Source organism: Ktedonobacter sp. SOSP1-85, assembly GCF_016587415.1.
GTDB lineage: Bacteria > Chloroflexota > Ktedonobacteria > Ktedonobacterales > Ktedonobacteraceae > Ktedonobacter.
The window spans coordinates 2,020,619-2,038,781 of the sequence record NZ_BNJI01000003.1; the positions used below are offsets into that span (position 1 = coordinate 2,020,619).

Consider the following 18,163-nt stretch of genomic DNA (forward strand, 5'->3'; position numbering starts at 1 on the left):
ACTTACCGTGGGTCACAGATTCTATTGTAATACGATCATGAACAGAAATATATGTATTTCTGGGGACATCATCAAAAAGACATCTCTATGATGATGGGATCTTGTGTCCCCATTTTCTCATCTGAGACATCCTGGAGTTGACCCTGTTTGGTGTGGTCGACGAACGGGACTCTTGTTATTAACGTTCGGCTTCTGGCAAGAAATTGTTCTCCGACATGGTTCGGACGTCCTCCTCTTCGGGCAGCAATTGAGGTTGTTGCTTGTACCCTAGCAAGGAAAGGAGCGGTGAAGCCAGCATGGTGGTCACCAGGGCCATAATCACAAGCATAGCAAAGAGAGTAGGAGAGAGAATTTTCAGATCTAAACCAATATTGAGCACAATAAGTTCCACCAGTCCACGTGTGTTCATGAGTATACCCAGGGTGAGTGAGTCTTTCCAAGATTCGCCCAACAATCTTGCAGAGGCAAGCGCCCCAGTAATTTTGCCCGCACATGCAATAACAATGATAATACAGCATATCATCCACAACAGTGGAGTATTGATCAAACTTATCTGCGTACGCAAACCGCTGTAGACAAAGAACAGTGGCAGAAACAAGGTCGTATTTACTTGTTCAATGCTTCTGGTAAAGCTCACCAGCTTAGGGCGTCGCGGCAAAATCACTCCCATTAAAAAGGCTCCAAAGATGGGGTGGATACCAATGGCATTGGTGCAATAAGCAGAGAGCAATAAGAAAATCAGGGGGAGAATCATATGCCCCCCAGGAAGATGCACATGCCGCTCAAGCCAAACGAGAAGAGGGCGAATCGCCAAGAACATACAGGCAACAAACAGCAGTACCCAAACGAGCGTCGCTACCGCGGCACCGACCCCTTTTGCATGCACAATAGCCATGACCAATGCAAGAAGACACCACGCAATCACATCATCTACCGCGGCACACGTAAGAGCTAAGGTACCAATCTTCGTTCCGACTAGCTGCTTCTCAGATAGGAGACGAGCAAGCACTGGAAAGGCAGTAATGGCCATCGCTGTTCCAATCATAAGAAGAAATGATAGTTTGGTAGCATTCTCCCCTCCAAAGCCTGCGGGATAGAGGAAGAAAGCAAGCGCAGATCCCAAAACAAACGGGAACACAATGCCGTTCAAAGAAGTTACAATGGCTTTGCGACTTTGACCAAGCATCAGATGAGTATCCAGGCGTGCCCCCAAAGAGAACATGTAGAGGATCAAACCGATATCGCCAAGGGTTTGCAGAGTGGGAAAAACATTTGTTGGGAAGATACTGAGCTCAAGGGAGGGAAAAAGAACTCCAAATACTGATGGTCCCAGAACAAGTCCAGCCACAATTTCGCCAATCACCCATTGCTGGCCAACTCCTCGAAGGAGGGTTCCAAAGAGTTGTACAACGACCAAAATAACAATTAATTCAAGCAGAAGTGGTCCAGTCAGCATACTACCTCCTATCAAATTAAGAAGAAGAAAAAGGGAGTCCTCCGAGTGTGAATTTGATACGGGTCAAACGCGCAGAGTAGATGGAGACTCCCTCACGACATCACCCTTTTGCTGGCAGAAGGGAAACGAAGTAGCCGCTACTTCTATACGCGGCTACTGGACTCCTATGATGGTGACCAGGGTTCGGGCAGTTCGCTTGCTCCAAGCAGGCGGAAGATAACCTTGACCGAACCAAAGCTGACCACATCTCCGTCCTGGAGGACTTCTGGCTTGCGCGGGTTTAACACCAACTCGCCCAAGCGTGTCTTATTTCGGCTATTCAGATCTTCGAGAGAGAAGCACGTTTGCTCGATGTGTATCTGCGCATGCCGACGCGAGACGCTGCTCGATGTATCGAACGGCGTCAGGTCAATCCCTGGCGTGATATTACGTTTGGGATCGGCCCGTCCGACAACGACACGATCCTCTTTGATAGCGATGCGTTGCACGACCTGTCCGTTCTGCTGAATATCCAGAAATGCGTAAATTTTTGCGCTCTCCGGCGCTACTGGCCCGATGCAGAGTTTCGACCTGATGATCGTCTGCTCCCCCTCTGACAGTTCCTGGTGTATGCTGGATCGGGGCCGGAGAAGGGTCTGCTCCCCTTCTGCCAATTCCTCATCTAATTTAAGCTTCGCGCTCGCCTGGTTCACCATGGCTGGAAAAGACTTCATGACCGCAAGCAGGCTCGCCACATGCTCAGGACGCTGGAGAGGGTGTTCGGCCTCAAGTTCCGGCAGGACCGAGAGCACCCTCCCGTTGCGCACGAATAATCTTCTCCAGTTGGATGGATCGAGGGGAATGAGGGCATGGCGCCGGCGTCGCGCGGCGCCGATTGCGCTGGCGCGCGCGCTCGTGTCGATACCACTCGCTTTACTGATCTGTTCGATACGTTCGGCGCCGAAGTTGATCGGGGCCGCCTGGCTGTATTCCTGCGCGCTCACCTGAAGCCAGGCGTAGGTGTCCTCCTTAATGCGATCAGCGAGCCGGCGAAGGGCATCAGTTGGTAAGGTACCCGCATCCCGCGCCTGCCAATACTCAAGAACGCGGGCGCTGTGCCCAATCATCCCAGTCATCGCTCCACCACTGGTCAGAAAGTGACCATTGCCAAAGGAATCGCCAGCGACCACGCCGTTGACCGCAATCAATGGATCATCGCCAACCCGCTCGACAAGGCTGAACAACGTGGGTCCATAGATCATCTGGACCTTCATCAACTCCTGCCTGGGAATGTCGAGAATCTCTGTGGCTTGCTTGATATAGTAGTCATAGATCAGTTGTTGGTAGGAAGCGAAGAACTCGGGCGAACCAGGGTCTGTTCCCACTGGAAGGAGTCCCGCCTCGATGGGATCGAAGGTTGTAAAGTCTGGAACCTGAACCAGAACCCAGCCGACCTCTGGATCATTCTCATGGCCCACAGCGATCTGCCGCACCCAGTATTCCTTGCCATTCTGGTCGAACGCTGAAGAGATTCTCCGCCGTAGGCGACCACCTACAAGCACCTCGACCAGGCCCGCCAGAAAATCCGCCTGCGCCACCACTGGCCCATACCCGTCTCCATGGTCAACCTCGACATCATGTTGCTCAAATCCCAGGCGGTTCGCGTCAGTACTCTTAAATCCCTGGGCGATCATGAACAGTTCGGGAATACCCAGGTCAATGATCTCACTATTTGGCTCCCTCACACGAACGAACTGCCCCTTGAAGTCAAATTCCTTGAGACTCTCGATGCGAATCCGCTTCCGACCATCGGGACCATCAATGAAACCCTCACCCTCCTTCGGAACCACGCGGTGATGCGTAAACAGTTGGACCCGAGGCTTGCTGTTCGTCTCTCGATCCTTCTGTTCGATCATCTCCAGATAGCGACGCAGCAACTTCTGAATGGAGGCAGCCTCCGCCTGGAATGTCGACGGGCCATCGAGCACCTCCATCATCGAGGTGCGGATCTTGCGAGGGTCAGGCTGCTCTGGCGGCTTGGGTGGCTCTAACACCGTAATGACGCGGTTGGGCAGGCCATCGCGCCAGCGGTCATCAATAAATTCGACATTGTGAATGGTTCCCACAATATGCTGGTCCGCGTCAAAGCCATCGATGATCTCATCGGCGACGATATCTCCAGCGGAAGTATGGGGGCTGTAGAAGCACTCAGCGAGGCGAAATAATCGTCCATCCCCCCGACGAGGCAACCTGGCCTCGCCATATCGTTCAAGCATCATCTGATCGATCAGGCCAAGTTGGTGATAAAAGTCTGCACGGATATTCCAATGTACGCCAAGGAAGGGATCACCACGCATCTCAACACCCACCGCGGTCCGCCCCAGTGCCACAGTCCACAACATGGCCATCATGTTCGTACCGCCCAGACCCAATGCCAGAAAGTCTGGATTGCGTATCACGTCGCTCATAGATCGCGTTACCCTCCTCATGAATATGCATTCAAGTTTGTATATGTTCAAATATCTCTTTTAGTTCATTTACGTTGTTACTCATCAGTTTTTGTCCACAACTTTTCAGGGCAGATGTATAGCCCTTTTGAGTGCCTACTTTTGCGCGGAGATCGCTGGAATAGAAAGAATAGGCAATGTGGCTTGAGCATTCTGCCATTTCAAATAAGCCCAAGCTTACTACGCCGTTCCGATTTTTTGCAACACAGCCCTTTTCAGTACACACATTCGTCAGACGAGAGAACTGGGGTAGCTCACTCCGCTGACCAGACCTGGACAGTGGTATCGCGGCTCCCAGAGGCGAGCGTTGAGCCATCAGGCGACCAGGCGACGGCAAAGACAAAATCGGAATGTCCACGGTAGGTGAAGACATCTCCTCCATCGAGGGCATTCCATACCTGTACCGTTTTGTCCCAACAGCTTGAAGCGAGACGTTTCCCATTGGGAGACCAGGCAACTTGAGACACCATATCTGTTTGTCGGCGATAGGTCAGAACCTGCTTCCCTGTGCTGACTTTCCAGATATGCACTCCTCCCACTGAGCTGGCGGCGAGTTGTGTTCCATCGGGGGACCAGGCGACGCTGGAGACTGAGGCGGCAGGCCCTTTATAGGCAGCAATCTGGCTCTGCGTCGTCACATCCCACATCTGAACCAATTCGTCTCCGCCTGAGGCAAGGCGTTTCCCATCAGGGGACCAGGCCAGGGAAAAGGCAATTGTCCGCCCAATCGTGGCGAGTCGTTCTCCCTTCGTCGCGTCCCAGATCTGGATGGTCGCATCCTCTGAAGCAAAAGCGATCTTGCTGCCATCGGGAGACCAGACCACGGTGGTCATCACGCCAGCCAGGACTGGAAAGCGATAGCGCATGTGGCCGTTCCTTGCATCCCAGATCTGGACCGTCAGATCTTCGGAGATCGAGGCGATACGCGTCCCATCGGGAGACCAGGCGATTGCCCCAACCTCTGACTTGTGGCCCCGGTAGACCAAGGCTGCTTCGCCAGACGAGGCCTTCCAGATCTGGATGGTGCGATCCACACTGGCGGAGGCGATGCGCGTTCCATCAGGTGCCCAGGCAACTCCATTGACGAAACCATGATGCCCTCGATAGATGAGGCGAGGATGAGGTGAGGAGACCCACCATGCGATTCCTCCTCCAACAACAGCCAATGCTGCTCCTCCGGCAATCCCTCCAAGAACAGCGCGCCGAGAGAGACGTGGGTGGTGCGATCCCGCCTGTTTCTCTTCTGTTGGGAAGCCATGAGTGGGAGATGACAATGTGTGCTGATTTTCAATCATAAGAAACCTTTCTTATCGTTTCAAGGATAATTCAACTGAAACGGGAGCACTGGCTGGAACACCTCATTGTGAGGTGAGTATCACCGAGAGGTTATCGGCGCACAATCTATGAGCCCTCCATTATCAGGTCTAGCTGTCTCTCAAAGAGCAGGGCACGTCTCGATAGACACAAAGAGCGTTTCGTACTTGTTGTCATCAGAGGTTCCTTTATGGGTAAGACTGTTTCTGCTTTTTGAGCATTACGTGCTTGTATATTGCACTCGAATGATTTTTACCTAATGTCCCTTTTATGAGATTATAATCTTTGCAGCACTACCCTCTCTTTAAGCCGGTTAAAAATTCCCTGCTGACCCGCCGCCAAAATTGTCTTGCCCGTCTCCATAACGTATCTGCTGGCCTCCCGATGAGGTCTGAGGGGCTACCGGGCGTCCCCCCAATCCGAGGAGTCGCCTAATGAAACCAACAATGGACCCGAGAATGACGAGAGCTACGACTATACCTAGCAGGATCAGCACCGCTCCCCCGCTCCCGGAACTCGTGCTAGAAGTGTGGCTTTGGAGCGAGCGTTCCAGTGATTGAATGGCCGCAAGCGTCGCTGAAGTGAAATGATTGCCAGCAGCCGCATTTTTGAAAGCCTGTCCAGCAGTGGTATATTGCGCCTTGGTCAACGGAACCTGGGAACCCCCACTACAGTGAAGTAGCGATGCACGACATCGATGGCGATCACGATCAACCGTTTGCTGGTCAGATGAGCACTGATCGTGCGCTGCACAAAACCAGACGCGGTTCCGCTGAAGGTGTTGGTAGTATAGACATCGAGCGGGTAGGCCAGGTTTGAGCCCTCACTCATCACCTGCTGAACATTAAGTACTTCTACCGGATCGCTGATGCGCACAGTATCCGCCTGCGCAGGAAGCGATACCGCAAAGAACAGACAACAGGCGGTGATAAGAGCGAGCAAACTCAAGCTCAGGGAGCGAGACTGCCAGCGAAGCTGTTTTTTTATCATGATTTTCTCCTGGTGTGAGATGTGGGCCGCAGAAAACGGCACTGGCAGAAGCGAGAGAGTGACTATCAGAGATGATATGGGGATGCGTCCACTAAACGTTATGAAAAACGCTCTCCAGCTTCTGCCATGATGCCTCCATTAACGAGCTAGCCAGACCTGCGCGGTATGATCGGCGCTGGCTGAAGCAATATACTGGCCATCAGGGGACCAGCTAAGCGAGTAAACATAGTCGTGGTGGCCGCTATATGTGAACACATTGCCCCCAGTGGTCGCGTCCCAGACTTGCACGGTCTTGTCGTAGCTAGCAGAGGCAATGCGCTTGCCATCGGGAGACCAGGCAACACTGCTCACACTCGCCTTGTGCCCCTGATAGGTAAAGACCATTTTGCCAGTGCTGGCATCCCAGACCTGAGCGGTCTGATCAACGCCGCCCGAAGCAATGGATTTCCCATCAGGCGACCAGGCAACCGTGTAGATCTTGTCGGTATGTCCCTTATAGGTAAGGAGCGTTTTGCCGCTTATGGCATCCCAGACCTGTACGGTGCCATCAAAGCTCCCGGAGGCTAATTTCTTTCCATCGGGCGACCAGGCAACGCTACTCACCGTGTCATGATGTCCCTGATAGGTGAGCACATGCGCGCCAGTCATGGCATTCCAGATCTGCACGGTCTTGTCATAGCTGGCAGAAGCAATGTATTTCCCGTCAGGCGACCAGGCAAGGGAAAGAATCACATCCTGATGCCCTTTATAGGTGGTGATTCTCTGCTTGCCAGCGACTTGAATGACATCCACATCATTGCTATTTCCACCGGCTGCGATATATTTCCCGTCAGGCGACCAGGCAACCGCATTCATGATGGCATAACCGGTATAGGTCATCTGGTTTTTACCGGTCACGGCATCCCAAACCTGCGCCGAATCGTCGCCAAGTCCGCCTGCGGAGACGATTCGTTTCCCATCATGGGACCAGGCAACTTGCCAGACCACTGATGAATGTCCTGTGTAGCTATAGGGATGGATATGGAGTGGCGCAATAGTCGGAATAGGAGCCTGGGTAACATTACCAGCGTGCGTCCCGAGACGCGGCAAGACCAGGAAAAAGACCCCCCTCCAATAAGAGCCAGCAGGACAAGCACGCTTATACTTCCAATAAGCCAGGGAGACCGACGTTGCGGTGCCTGAAGATTTCGGCGGTTGTCATATGGCTGCGGGCTCCCTATAGGAGAAGGTGGCGGAGCATATGCCGCGTTATAGGGTTTTCCACAATTGTTACAGAATGCTTCATGAGCTGCGAGGGCTGTCCCGCATGCAGAACAGACGCGCCTGTCTACTTGATACATACAACTATCCTTTCATAATGCTGTTCTTACGGCAGCAACGCCTCTTCTTTTCGTACTTAAAAGGGCCATTCAGGCAAAACATGCTGGGGTTGCCAGGCCTGCCGGCGAAGGTACGCCGCCTCTCCTAATACATAGGCTGTCTGGTGCCAAATGATAGAGGAGAGCCACCAGGCTTTCGACCGGTTCGCCAGGAAGCGCTCCAGCCAGGGGGCGCTCTGCTCTCCTATTACCCCGGTCTCCAAAACCTGACGAAAGTGTTGTGCTGATACCCACTCGTCTAAATCCTCGTCTCGCAACGCGTCAACAGTCAGTCGGGTCCGCTGCTCAACATCCGTCCGATACAAACGCAGAGCGGGCAGGTTGATGCGAAGGTTGAAGGCGCGACATTCTTCCGCGCCCATTAACATGCCAATGTCATGTCGCTCAACCCCCAGGCGGTCAAACCAGCTATACTGTTCAAACACCTGGTACGTATTTTGTTGCAGCATGGTCGCTGCAATATCTTCCCAGCGTGCACTATGCCAGAGCAGCCAGGCCAGCGAATGTTGATTCTCACCGGGGGCATACCGCAATTGCTCATCGCTTTGCGCAGCCAGAATCAACTCGTCACCCATTGTGAGCGCCACGTCATACTGCAACAGGAAGAAAGTTCGTGTATCCATCGATTTCTTTCACCTATCGCAATGGTGGGCGTCCCACATCCTGGAAAGGATCGCCTCTCCGCCAACGCCCACCATTCTGTTGTGATGCCCATAGTATGCCTGAGAAAGAGGCCATGATGAGATAGCAGAGAGGTATCATAAGAGGGGCAAAGAGGTATCACTCTCTGAACAACGAGCAAAAGCCAGATTCGACGCCAGAAAAATGCTTAGCTTACGTATCTTCAAGAAACGCAAGAGGTTGTGCTAGAATAGTAGAAAGATTTTACCAAATTCATTACTAATAGCAATGAAAAAGAAGTAGTATCACCATGAGCGACAAGCAGAAGATACCCTCGTCCACCAAAAAGAGTGCCGGACAGCATCTCAAAGAAGAGCGAGAGATGCGCGGCTGGTCTCAACAGTACGTTGCCGAGCAACTTGGAGCCGACCGTTACTACCTCAGCAGATGGGAAAATGGCAAGATGCTGCCCAGCCCCTACTACCGAGAGAAGCTCTGTGCGCTTTTTGGCAAAAACGCCAGGGAACTGGGCCTCATTTCCCAGGAAACGCCGCTGGAAATGGATACGCTGGAACCTGAGAGCATTGCTCATGGAAGTAGTGACGATCCTGCCATTCCACCTCCACCGGATGAATCTCGTGCGCTGATTGGTCGCCAAACTCTCCTTTTTCTCCTGAAAAGCCGTTTGTGCGCGAATACACCCTCAATGGTTCTTGCTCTCTATGGGCTGCCGGGCGTGGGAAAGACGGCTCTGGCGATTGCATTAGCTCACGATACAGAGATGCGAGCATACTTCCGCGACGGAATTCTCTGGGCTGGAGCAGGCAAGAACCCAGATGTCATAGGGATTTTGCGGCGCTGGGGCACGCTGCTTGATATTTCAGCCACCGAAGCCTCGAGGCTCACCACGCGCGAAGCATGGGCGCAGGCGGTCCGCACCTCCATAGGTTCACGTCAGATGTTGCTGATCATGGATGATATCTGGACCCTTGAAGCGTTCGCCTCCCTCAAAGTAGGAGGAAATTCCTGTGTTTACCTGGTTACCACCCGCTTTCCCCAGCTCGCCTGGCACACTGCGGCCAACAACGCTTTCCCCGTCAGCGAATTGGATACATCTCACAGTATCACTCTCCTGGAACGCCTGGCGCCTCTGGCTATTCAACAAGAGCCGGCTGCGGCGGCGGAAATTGCGCGCCTGGTTGGTGGGCTGCCGCTGGCGCTCCTGCTCACGGGCAATTTTCTGCGCGTGCAAACATACAATGGGCAACAGCGTCGCATGCGCCAGGCCATCGAGCGCCTGCGCTCAGTAGAAATGCGTCTGCACCTTCAGGAACCCCAGGCTTTCGCTGAACGCTCCCCCAGCATGACAGATACCCCCGCGATCTCACTGCATACCCTGATTGCGATCAGCGATCAGCAAGTAGAGCAAGAGGCCCGCGAGGCTCTCTACACCCTCTCAGTCTTTCCAGCCAAACCAAATACGTTCAGCGAAGCTGCTGCCCTGGCTGTATGCCAGAGACCTGCCGAAGTGCTCGATACGTTATGTGACGCGGGATTGCTGGAGAGCTATGCGCCCGACCGCTACGCGCTCCATCAGACCATCGCCGATTATGCCAGTCTCCAGAGAAGGGATGCTGCCTCTGTCGAACGTTTCGCGAGCTTTATGGCAGAGTATGTGAGCCTCTCTGAGAAGGACTATCAGCGTCTGGAACAGGAAAGCAGCAATATTCAGGCGGCCTTGCGTCTGGCCAGCGAACACAATCACCCGGGAGCCCTGATCGTCGCAGGCAACGCCTTTGCCCAGTTTCTCTTTATCCGTGGATCGTACACCGAGGCAGTAGACCTGTTGGAGCGTGTCTGTCAGGCTGCAACCGCTATGCAGAATCAGCAAAGCTTAGCAACTGCCCTCTACCAACTGGGGGACATTGTCATCAACATGGGAGAATATGCCCGGGCATATAACTACCTGCAACGCGGCCTCGAGCTGACGTCTGAACTCGACGCCCCCGCACTCAGAAGCCGCTTCTTACGTGTTCTCGGTATCTGTGCCTCCTCTCAAGGCAATTATGCCCAAGCCGAGTCTCACCTTCAGGAAGCTTTAGCTCTTGCGCGGCAAGAAAAGGACGACGAACTCATAAGCCTCGTACTCAGAAGTATGGGCGGAATTGCCAACGATCTGGGAAAGCTCGCACAGGCCGAGGAGTATTTGCAAGAAGGGCTTGTCCTGGCACGTCGGGTAGGAAAACCGGATCACACCTGTACGCTGCTCATCAACCTCGGCCAGATAGCACTCATACGTGCCCAGTATGCACAGGCAGAAAAAATAATTAAAGAAGGCCTGGATCTCGCCATGCAGATTGGTTTTCGCGCTGGGATGTGCCTGTTCCAGCAGCACCTGGGGATAGTGGCCATGGAACAGGGAAAATATGCGCTGGCCCGCGAGCCATTTGAACAGTCACTTGCGCTGGCCCGCCGTCTTGAGAATCGCGAATATCAGGTCTCAACGCTGGCAAATTTGGGGCTTCTTTTCCTAAAACAGGGCGATTACATCCAGGCAGAAGCGCATCTGGCGGAGGGATTACGCATCGCGCGAATGCTGGGGAACCCATGGGCGCTTGCAGGCACACTCAATGAGTGGGGAAAGCTCTGTCTGGAACAGGGGAAAGTCGCAGACGCTGCCGCAGCCTTTACCGAAATGTATCAACTGAGTGCCCAGAACTCCCAGGAATGCGAGGCGCTTGCCCTGTATGGACAGGCTCGTGTCGCCCACATCCAGGGAGATATGCAAAAGGCCCACCAACTAGGACAGGCCAGTCTCGCTCTCCTCCAAGGCATGGAACACTACCAGGTTCCTGAAGTAGAGCAGTGGCTGGCGACGGTAGTACCAACGTAGGTTCTGTCAGAATTCAGAAAAGAGCTTGGCTTGGCGATCGTTCGCGAGGTATGCTAAGAACAACAATTCTCTGACGAGGAGTGATTCATGAACTGCCCGCACTGTGCCTCAGCCACCACGAAAGAACGAACCAAGAAGACCACGCTCGGCTATCGGACGTTTCATTGCCTGGATTGCAAGCAAACCTTCAACGAGCGGACTGGAACTCCATTCAATTTCCTGGAATATCCCACTGATATCGTTCTTCTGGTTGTCTTGTGGCGGCTCCGGTACAAGGTAAGCCTGCGAGATCTCGCCGAGATGTTCCTCGAGCGAGGATGGGTGTTCACGTATGAGGCCGTTCGGGAATGGGAAAGGCGGTTTGCTCCGCTTATTACAACGCAATTGCGTACGAAACGACGTGGACAAGCAGGACGATCGTGGTACGTTGACGAGACGTACATCAAAGTTCATGGGAAGTGGTGTTATCTGTATCGGGCTATTGATGGGGACGGGAATCTGGTTGATTCACGGTTGAGTGAAAAGCGAGATATGGATGCTGCACGGCAGTTCTTCAAACAAGCACTTGAGGGGGGTGGTCAGGCTCCAGAGTCTGTCACGACAGATGGACATCGTTCCTCTCCTCGTGCAATACGCGAAATGTTGGGGAATGAGGTGACACATCGGACACATGTATACCTGAACAATCAGATAGAGCAAGATCATCGAGGCATCAAACAGCGCTATTCTCCCATGCATGGCTTTGGAGCCTTCGCGTCAGCGGCTCGTTTTTGTCGTGCGTTTGACGAATTACGCAATTATTTTCGCTTCTCTTGCACAAGAGGAAAACCAGCCTCGCTGCGGGAACAACGGCAAAATTTTCTCCAGCGACTTACAGCTTTACAGGTATTGCTACAAGCTGCTTCATAGGCCGATGAGTGAGAGAGAAGCATCCACGCACCCCGATACACTTTTTCGTATCCTGAGCTCTGACAGAACCGGCACAAACGTTATAATGATTAAACCCATCAGAAAAGAGAAAAGAGTGAGGCACTTTTCTCCTCGACCTTAGCCGAGGAAAAAATGCACTTATCAGCACGAGGTGAGACACATGACAGACAAACAGTTATCCCTGGCGGATGTCGCGCGTTTTCCACGCCCCGGCATGAGCGTGCCGGGCAGTGTGGAGTTCACGCCCGATAACCGAAAGGTTGCCTATCTACAGAGCGTAACAGGCTCACTGGATCAGGAGTTGTGGACCTATGACCTGGAGAGCGGAGCAGAGCAACAAGTGACCGGATTGACCAGTGGTACGGCTCAGCCCTCCGAGTCGCGCTCCCTTGACGAAGAATTACGGCGTGAGCGCGGCCGCCAACGTATATCGGGGGTGACGAGCTATCAGTTCGCCCAACCAGCTGAAGGGGCTCCGCTTGTACTGCTCGTTCCTTTTGATGGGCGGCTCTATCTCGCGCGCGGTGGGGAAAGCCTGGCCCCTCTGGCAGGCTGCGAAGGAGCTATCGATGCACGCTTGAGCCCTGACGGATCGCATGTGGCTTTTGTACGGACTGGCGAACTGTATGTCGTCGCAACCGATGGCGCAGGGGAACCACGTATGCTGACCAATGGTGCAATAGATGGCGTGACCAACGGCTTGGCGGAATATATCGCCCAGGAGGAGATGGGTCGCCAGGCTGGCTACCGGTGGAGTCCCGATGGCACATGCCTGGCCTTTGTACGTGCCGACAGCCGCCATATCCCCGTGTATCCCATTGTCCACCAGGGAACGGAGCACGTGAAGGTAGAGGAACATCGCTACCCCTTTGCGGGCGCTCAGAACGCTATCGTGCAACTGGGCATCGTGGCGATTGATGGGCAGCCTGGGGACGTCACCTGGATGGACCTTGGCGAGGAGAAGGATATCTACCTGGCACGTGTGAACTGGCGACCCGATGGAGTGTTGACAGCGCTGGTTCAATCACGCGATCAGCTCACACAGCGGCTGCTCGCCTTCGAGGCTCAGAGCGGCGCGGCGACGACGTTGCTCGCAGAGGAGGGCCACCCCTGGCTCAACCTCCACGACGATCTGCGTTTCCTCCGCTCAGGCGCGTTCATCTGGTCGAGCGAGCGGACAGGTTTTCGCCACCTTTCTCTCCATAATCCCGACGGCAGTGAGGAAAGAGTGTTGACTGAGGGCGAGTGGATGGTGACAGGTCAGGTAACGCTGGATGAAGATCGGCGCCTCGTCTATTTTCAGGGCACCGCTGATGGGCCACTAGAGCGGCATTTGTATGTAGTCTCACTTGATGGCGGACCCATTCGATGTCTCACGCAGGAGCCAGGTTGGCATAATGTGGTGATCTCGCCGGATTGCCGTTTCTTTGTCGACGGCTGGAATAGCGCGGAGCAGCCGCCACACCTGACCTTGCGTGACCTGGCGGATGGAACAGAGCGTGCTCTGCTGTTCGAGAACGCAGAGATCACACCCACCTCGCTGGGACTCTGCGTGCCGGAGATCACCAATTTCCTCACACACGATGGTGTCTTGCTCCATGCTGCAATCTACGCCTCGGAGGAGACACAAGCTGCGGGTCAACCGCGCCCACTGGTGGTCTCAGTCTATGGTGGCCCACACGGACAGATGGTCATCAACAATTGGGCTCTCACCGTCGATCTACGAGCACAATATCTGGCTCAACAGGGCTTTGTCGTCCTGAAAGTCGATAACCGTGGAAGCGCCAACCGTGGGCTGGCATTTGAGGCTCCCATTGCGCGGACTATGGGGCATATCGAAGTCGACGATCAGGTGGCAGGGGTTCGTTTCCTCTCCGAACGCCCCTATGTTGATAGCGAGCGCGTAGGCATTTATGGCTGGAGCTACGGTGGCTACATGGTTTGCCGGGCTCTTACGAAGGCCCCGGAAGTGTTCAAAGCGGGCATCGCCGGTGCGCCGGTCACCTTCTGGGAGGGCTACGACACCCACTATACCGAGCGATACATGGGGTTGCCCTCCACTAATGCAGAAGGCTATCTGGCCAGTTCTGTGCTGCCTCTCGCCAAATCACTGGCAGGGAAACTGCTCCTGGTACACGGCCTGGTAGACGAGAATGTCCATGCTCGCCATACCATGCGACTGATCGAGGCCCTCTCTGCCGCGGCGCGAGACTACTCACTGATGCTTTTTCCAGAAGCCCGTCACATGCCGCGCAACCCCGCCGACCTTGAGCATATGGAGCGCCAACTGGTAGAGTTTCTGCGTCGCCATTTGGAGCAAGCCTAGCTCATAGTCTGTAAATCCCAACATTGAGCGGGAGAAATCTGTATAGCTATTCTGAGGGTATTGTCAACTTAAAGAGAGAATGAAGAGCTTTTCAAAAAGGAAGGATGAGAGAGAAGGAAAAAGCGGCCAATCGGGAAGGTGAGTATGACGTTAGGCAGCTGTTTTCATTCTGGTCACCTCGTTCCAGACGTGGAATCGTCCCTGCATGAGAACACGATACTCCGAGGCGTTGAGACGATGCCGTTTGAGACGAAAGTGATCGGAAATGTGACCAAAGGCGGAGAGAAAGCGTTGCGCATGGCCAGGGGATTTGAACCGCCTCATAGCCCGCTCACGTTGTCTGGTTGGTTGGTGTGAGTTTTCGGCTCGATTGTTCAACCCTTTGTGTCGCCGATGCTCCACGCTTGCCATGATCTCTTGCCTGGCAGCGGCATAGCTGGTCAGTTTGTCGGTAATGATCACGCGTGGCACATATTCAAGTCCTTTGAGCAGTTTGCGGAAGAAGCGTGTGGCTGCTTGTTTGTTGCGTCGACTCTGGACCAGAATATCAAGCACGTTGCCATCCTGATCGACAGCCCGCCAGAGGTAGTACTGTTGCCCATTGATTTTGAGAAAGACTTCATCCAAATGCCACTTGTCCCCTGGCCGAGCACGCTGGCGCTTGAGCTCATTGGCGTATTGCTGTCCAAATTTCAGACACCATTGGCGGATGGTTTCGTAGGTGAGTATGACACCACGCGCAGCTAGAAGCTCTTCAATATCGCGGAAACTCAAGGAGAAACGAAAATACAGCCAGACAGCATGACCGATGATTTCCGGTGGGAAGCGGAATCCTTTGTAGGGAGCCCCTGAAACATTCTTTTTCATGGAGTCATTGTATCATACTGTTCAGTTTTCCATGAGGTGGGCTCTCCAAGTTGACAATACCTAATCGGCAAGGTAGGGAACCAACGGCGCACCAGACTGACCATTTGACACGCCCACACCCCGACCGTTTTGTGACGTTTGCCCAAGCTCGCGCTCACCGCTGGTGTCGTCGCCAGCACGCACAAAAAGGCAAGGCACAGCGTTGTTTGGTCCAAGGCAGTGTGACGACCACAGCCATCACCATCCATCGCAGCCCCGGACTACTCACCGATCTCTTGCGGCTGGAGAGCATGCTATCGCGGTAATGTCCACGCTTGCTGATCTTCGGTCCCCAGCGCCGCTCCAGCGTTTCATCGATGACCAATTCCAAGGTGCCGCCCGCCTGGACAAAGGTTTCCACGATGGTTGTGAGCAACTGACGGCTCACGGCCAGAGGCGACCAACGTGCTCGATTGAGCACCTGATGGAACGTGCTGAAGTTGGTCTCCCTTTCATGACCGGTGTGGCGCAGAGCAGCCGCAACGGTGCGACGTCCATGAGCCAACAGGGTACCAGTCAACAAGATCATCAATTTCCTCCATGTCGGAGCCGTAAACAGTGGCCGAAAGGCGGCCAGAACCTCTATAATGGGATCGGGAAGGAGCATGAGGTTTCTCCTGAGCAAGATCGTCGTTTGGTTACCTCTATCTTACTTCAAAGGTGGCTTCATGCCCTATGCTTTCCCAAATAGACACAGTCGAGTTCACATGCTGCGTACAGACCCCAAAAGAGTCCGGTTTTCATCCGTGTGCCTGGTATTCTCCGCGTGAGATTGCTTGTTGTCTCTCGCGTATTGTATGTACGACGAAATGAGAAATATTCGTAAAGGAGTTCTGTATGCCGCATTTGTCTTCCTTGCGTCTTGTGAGTTTGATTGGCTTGCTGGGATCTGCCCTCGTGATCATTGGCTTCTTCCTACCAACTCGCTTTGTCACTGTAGCATTTCCTCCACTGCCTGCGTCGTCTTCTGCTGATTCCTATTGGAGTATGCTCGGTGATACCGTAACCGGTGGCACCATACATGAACTGTCTTTGGAAATGGAAATTGGGTCATTTTTGCTCGCGATCCTCATTCCACTGTTGACCTCTCTTGCCGGACTTCTCGGCACAGGGAAGCGAAACATTCTCCTCCTCAGCCTGGGATTTGCCATCCTCGGTTTCCTCGAATTTTTGCTCTTTTCCGCACTTCTCCTGTCCTTCTCTAGGTGGGGTGGTCGTGTCACCGAGATCCACACTTCCGGCCCAGGTTTCTGGCTGATGCTCATCGGGTTTCCTCTCTGCATCGGTAGTAGCATCATCGCCCACCACCTGTTGTCCAAGCCTCGTATCACCTTCGTCAAATCGCCGGACAGTCTGCGAGAGATCGCGAGAGGAAACGAATTCCGCCGACCCTCACAGGACTTCGTTTGAGAAGAAGCCTTGAAAATGTACAAAGTCGAGATAAGGATAAAAAGCTCTTTTTTGGGTGTATTGATTACTGTGGTCAGTGATCATCAGAGCGAAAGCATCCCCCTGCTCTGTCGCACCTGTGCCGAAAGAGAACCAGCTCATCTCACACAAGGCGTTGAAAAGCCTGGAAGGAAAACAGACCATGTCACCTGAACCCGGTTCTGCTCCTGTCCTTGTTTTATCCCCACGTTACTCGTCTGATTCACGCATGTTGCGTCTTGCCGCAATCCACAAGGGGTGGCAAGTTGAACGCCTTGGGGGTGGGAGGTCCCAGAGCGTCTTTTGCCGCGAAAGCTGATTTTTTCTGGTGAGTATTCCTACATTAAGGTGATAGCACACAAGCTCTCCTGGGCGCTGCTTGATGCCCCTCCTAACTGGCTTCTCCACCTGCCAATACCCTACAAGAAACGAGTGATTGAGTACACGACTCTTGCAGAAGCAAGAAAGCTTTCCCAAGCCCGGTTCGTCAAACCCGCTCTCGAGAAACTGTTTGCCGCAACTGTGTATCCCTCAGGAGTTCATTTGTTCGAGGAGTCTGAGGGACTGGCAGAGGCAACCCCCGTTCTCGTCTCTGAGCCGGTTGAATGGGATATTGAATTTCGCTTCTTTGTCCTTGAGCAGCGTGTGACGACCTTCTCATCGTACTGGCGTGGGAACCGTCCCACCCGTTTGGATGACGGAACATGGCAGGCCGAGTCAGCAGAGATTGAAGAGGCACGTCATTTTATAGACTCCCTTCTTGCCGATTCGCGCGTGCAAATCCCGCCAGCGATCGTGATTGATGCCGGCAAGATTCGCGATCGCGGCTGGGCGGTGATCGAGGCCAACGCTGCCTGGGCTGCCGGGATCTATGGGTGCGATCCTCTCCAGATTCTCCCAGTGCTTGAACATGCCTGTATTCATCGTACTCAGCTCACTCCTGAACTTGTGGTTTGGGAAAGCAATCGAAATGCAAAGCGAGCGCGCTGAATTGGTCCAGATGGCTACACATGGTCCCTTCTCTGAAAAAGACGGAATGAGCTTGAATGGGCCAAGAAGAGGGGGAAATCATCAAGAAGAGTAAAGAAAACAAGCCGATGATAGGAGCTCTTTCTTCGTCTGTGCATATTCCCCACTTACCGAGAATGAGGTGGTATCCACATGCACTTGCTTGCTTGAGACGCCAAAGACCTGGCGGGCGCCTAATGCCTGACCATACTTCTTCACTGTCCCCGGGGAGCAGTCGTCTTCCTGAAGTGTACGCCTCCAGTGCTCCACAAGTTCCGCAGGGGTCACGTGCCGACGACCCAGTGGAAGGACGATGTGATTGTACACGGGTCCTCAAAAGAGTGAAAAATATTTCCCGCTCTTCTCTGCCTCGTTAAAGGTCGAGGTGCGTGATACGATGGTAGAGGCTCCCAGCGTCCGAGGGCC

14 protein-coding genes are annotated in these 18,163 nt (G+C 53.7%); 5 read left to right on the forward strand and 9 right to left on the reverse strand.

Features of this window, described 5'->3' with window-relative positions:
• Window positions 1-178: 178 nt before the first annotated feature.
• From KTE_RS46915 to KTE_RS46945, 7 genes are all read right to left on the reverse strand, one after another.
• Window positions 179-1,456 (reverse strand): cation:proton antiporter, encoded by a 1,278-nt coding sequence (locus KTE_RS46915; RefSeq protein WP_201394418.1) that lies wholly within the window; start codon window positions 1,454-1,456, stop codon window positions 179-181.
• A gap of 164 nt (window positions 1,457-1,620) precedes the next feature.
• On the reverse strand, window positions 1,621-3,903 hold the full coding sequence (locus KTE_RS46920; RefSeq protein ID WP_201394420.1) for an FHA domain-containing protein: 2,283 nt from the start codon (window positions 3,901-3,903) through the stop codon (window positions 1,621-1,623).
• Window positions 3,904-4,196: 293 nt separating this feature from the next.
• Entirely contained in the window at window positions 4,197-5,237 is a 1,041-nt protein-coding gene (locus KTE_RS46925; RefSeq protein WP_201394422.1) for a WD40 repeat domain-containing protein, read from the reverse strand.
• Between the two features lie 332 nt (window positions 5,238-5,569).
• Window positions 5,570-5,905: a hypothetical protein gene (locus KTE_RS46930; protein ID WP_201394424.1), complete on the reverse strand. Its 336-nt coding sequence runs from the start codon at window positions 5,903-5,905 to the stop codon at window positions 5,570-5,572.
• On the reverse strand, window positions 5,902-6,246 hold the full coding sequence (locus KTE_RS46935; protein WP_201394426.1) for a hypothetical protein: 345 nt from the start codon (window positions 6,244-6,246) through the stop codon (window positions 5,902-5,904). The genes KTE_RS46930 and KTE_RS46935 overlap by 4 nt, the downstream gene beginning before the upstream one ends.
• 138 nt (window positions 6,247-6,384) lie before the next feature.
• Entirely contained in the window at window positions 6,385-7,335 is a 951-nt protein-coding gene (locus KTE_RS46940; RefSeq protein ID WP_201394428.1) for a WD40 repeat domain-containing protein, read from the reverse strand.
• Between the two features lie 307 nt (window positions 7,336-7,642).
• Window positions 7,643-8,248 (reverse strand): DinB family protein, encoded by a 606-nt coding sequence (locus tag KTE_RS46945; RefSeq protein WP_201394430.1) that lies wholly within the window; start codon window positions 8,246-8,248, stop codon window positions 7,643-7,645.
• A 308-nt stretch (window positions 8,249-8,556) separates the two neighbouring features.
• Between KTE_RS46945 and KTE_RS46950 the strand changes: the two genes are divergently transcribed.
• From KTE_RS46950 to KTE_RS46960, 3 genes are all read left to right on the forward strand, one after another.
• Window positions 8,557-11,139 carry a tetratricopeptide repeat protein gene (locus tag KTE_RS46950; protein ID WP_201394432.1) on the forward strand — a complete coding sequence of 861 codons (2,583 nt, stop codon included), beginning with the start codon at window positions 8,557-8,559 and terminating at the stop codon, window positions 11,137-11,139.
• An 87-nt stretch (window positions 11,140-11,226) separates the two neighbouring features.
• On the forward strand, window positions 11,227-12,048 hold the full coding sequence (locus KTE_RS46955; RefSeq protein WP_201394434.1) for an IS6 family transposase: 822 nt from the start codon (window positions 11,227-11,229) through the stop codon (window positions 12,046-12,048).
• Window positions 12,049-12,229: 181 nt separating this feature from the next.
• Complete coding sequence (locus tag KTE_RS46960) at window positions 12,230-14,395, forward strand: DPP IV N-terminal domain-containing protein (protein ID WP_201394436.1); 2,166 nt, start codon at window positions 12,230-12,232, stop codon at window positions 14,393-14,395.
• A 150-nt stretch (window positions 14,396-14,545) separates the two neighbouring features.
• On the opposite strand, the gene KTE_RS46965 is transcribed toward KTE_RS46960, so the two are convergent.
• Both KTE_RS46965 and KTE_RS46970 read right to left on the reverse strand, forming a co-directional pair.
• Entirely contained in the window at window positions 14,546-15,262 is a 717-nt protein-coding gene (locus KTE_RS46965) for an IS6 family transposase (protein WP_201394438.1), read from the reverse strand.
• Window positions 15,263-15,416: 154 nt separating this feature from the next.
• On the reverse strand, window positions 15,417-15,908 hold the full coding sequence (locus KTE_RS46970; protein WP_201394440.1) for a transposase: 492 nt from the start codon (window positions 15,906-15,908) through the stop codon (window positions 15,417-15,419).
• A 230-nt stretch (window positions 15,909-16,138) separates the two neighbouring features.
• On the opposite strand from KTE_RS46970, the gene KTE_RS46975 reads away from it, so the two are divergent.
• Together KTE_RS46975 and KTE_RS46980 are read left to right on the forward strand one after the other, a co-directional pair.
• Window positions 16,139-16,711: a hypothetical protein gene (locus KTE_RS46975; protein ID WP_201394442.1), complete on the forward strand. Its 573-nt coding sequence runs from the start codon at window positions 16,139-16,141 to the stop codon at window positions 16,709-16,711.
• Window positions 16,712-17,077: 366 nt separating this feature from the next.
• Window positions 17,078-17,719, forward strand: a complete 642-nt coding sequence (locus KTE_RS46980) for an ATP-grasp domain-containing protein (protein ID WP_201394444.1) — start codon at window positions 17,078-17,080, stop codon at window positions 17,717-17,719.
• Window positions 17,720-18,163 lie beyond the last annotated feature (444 nt).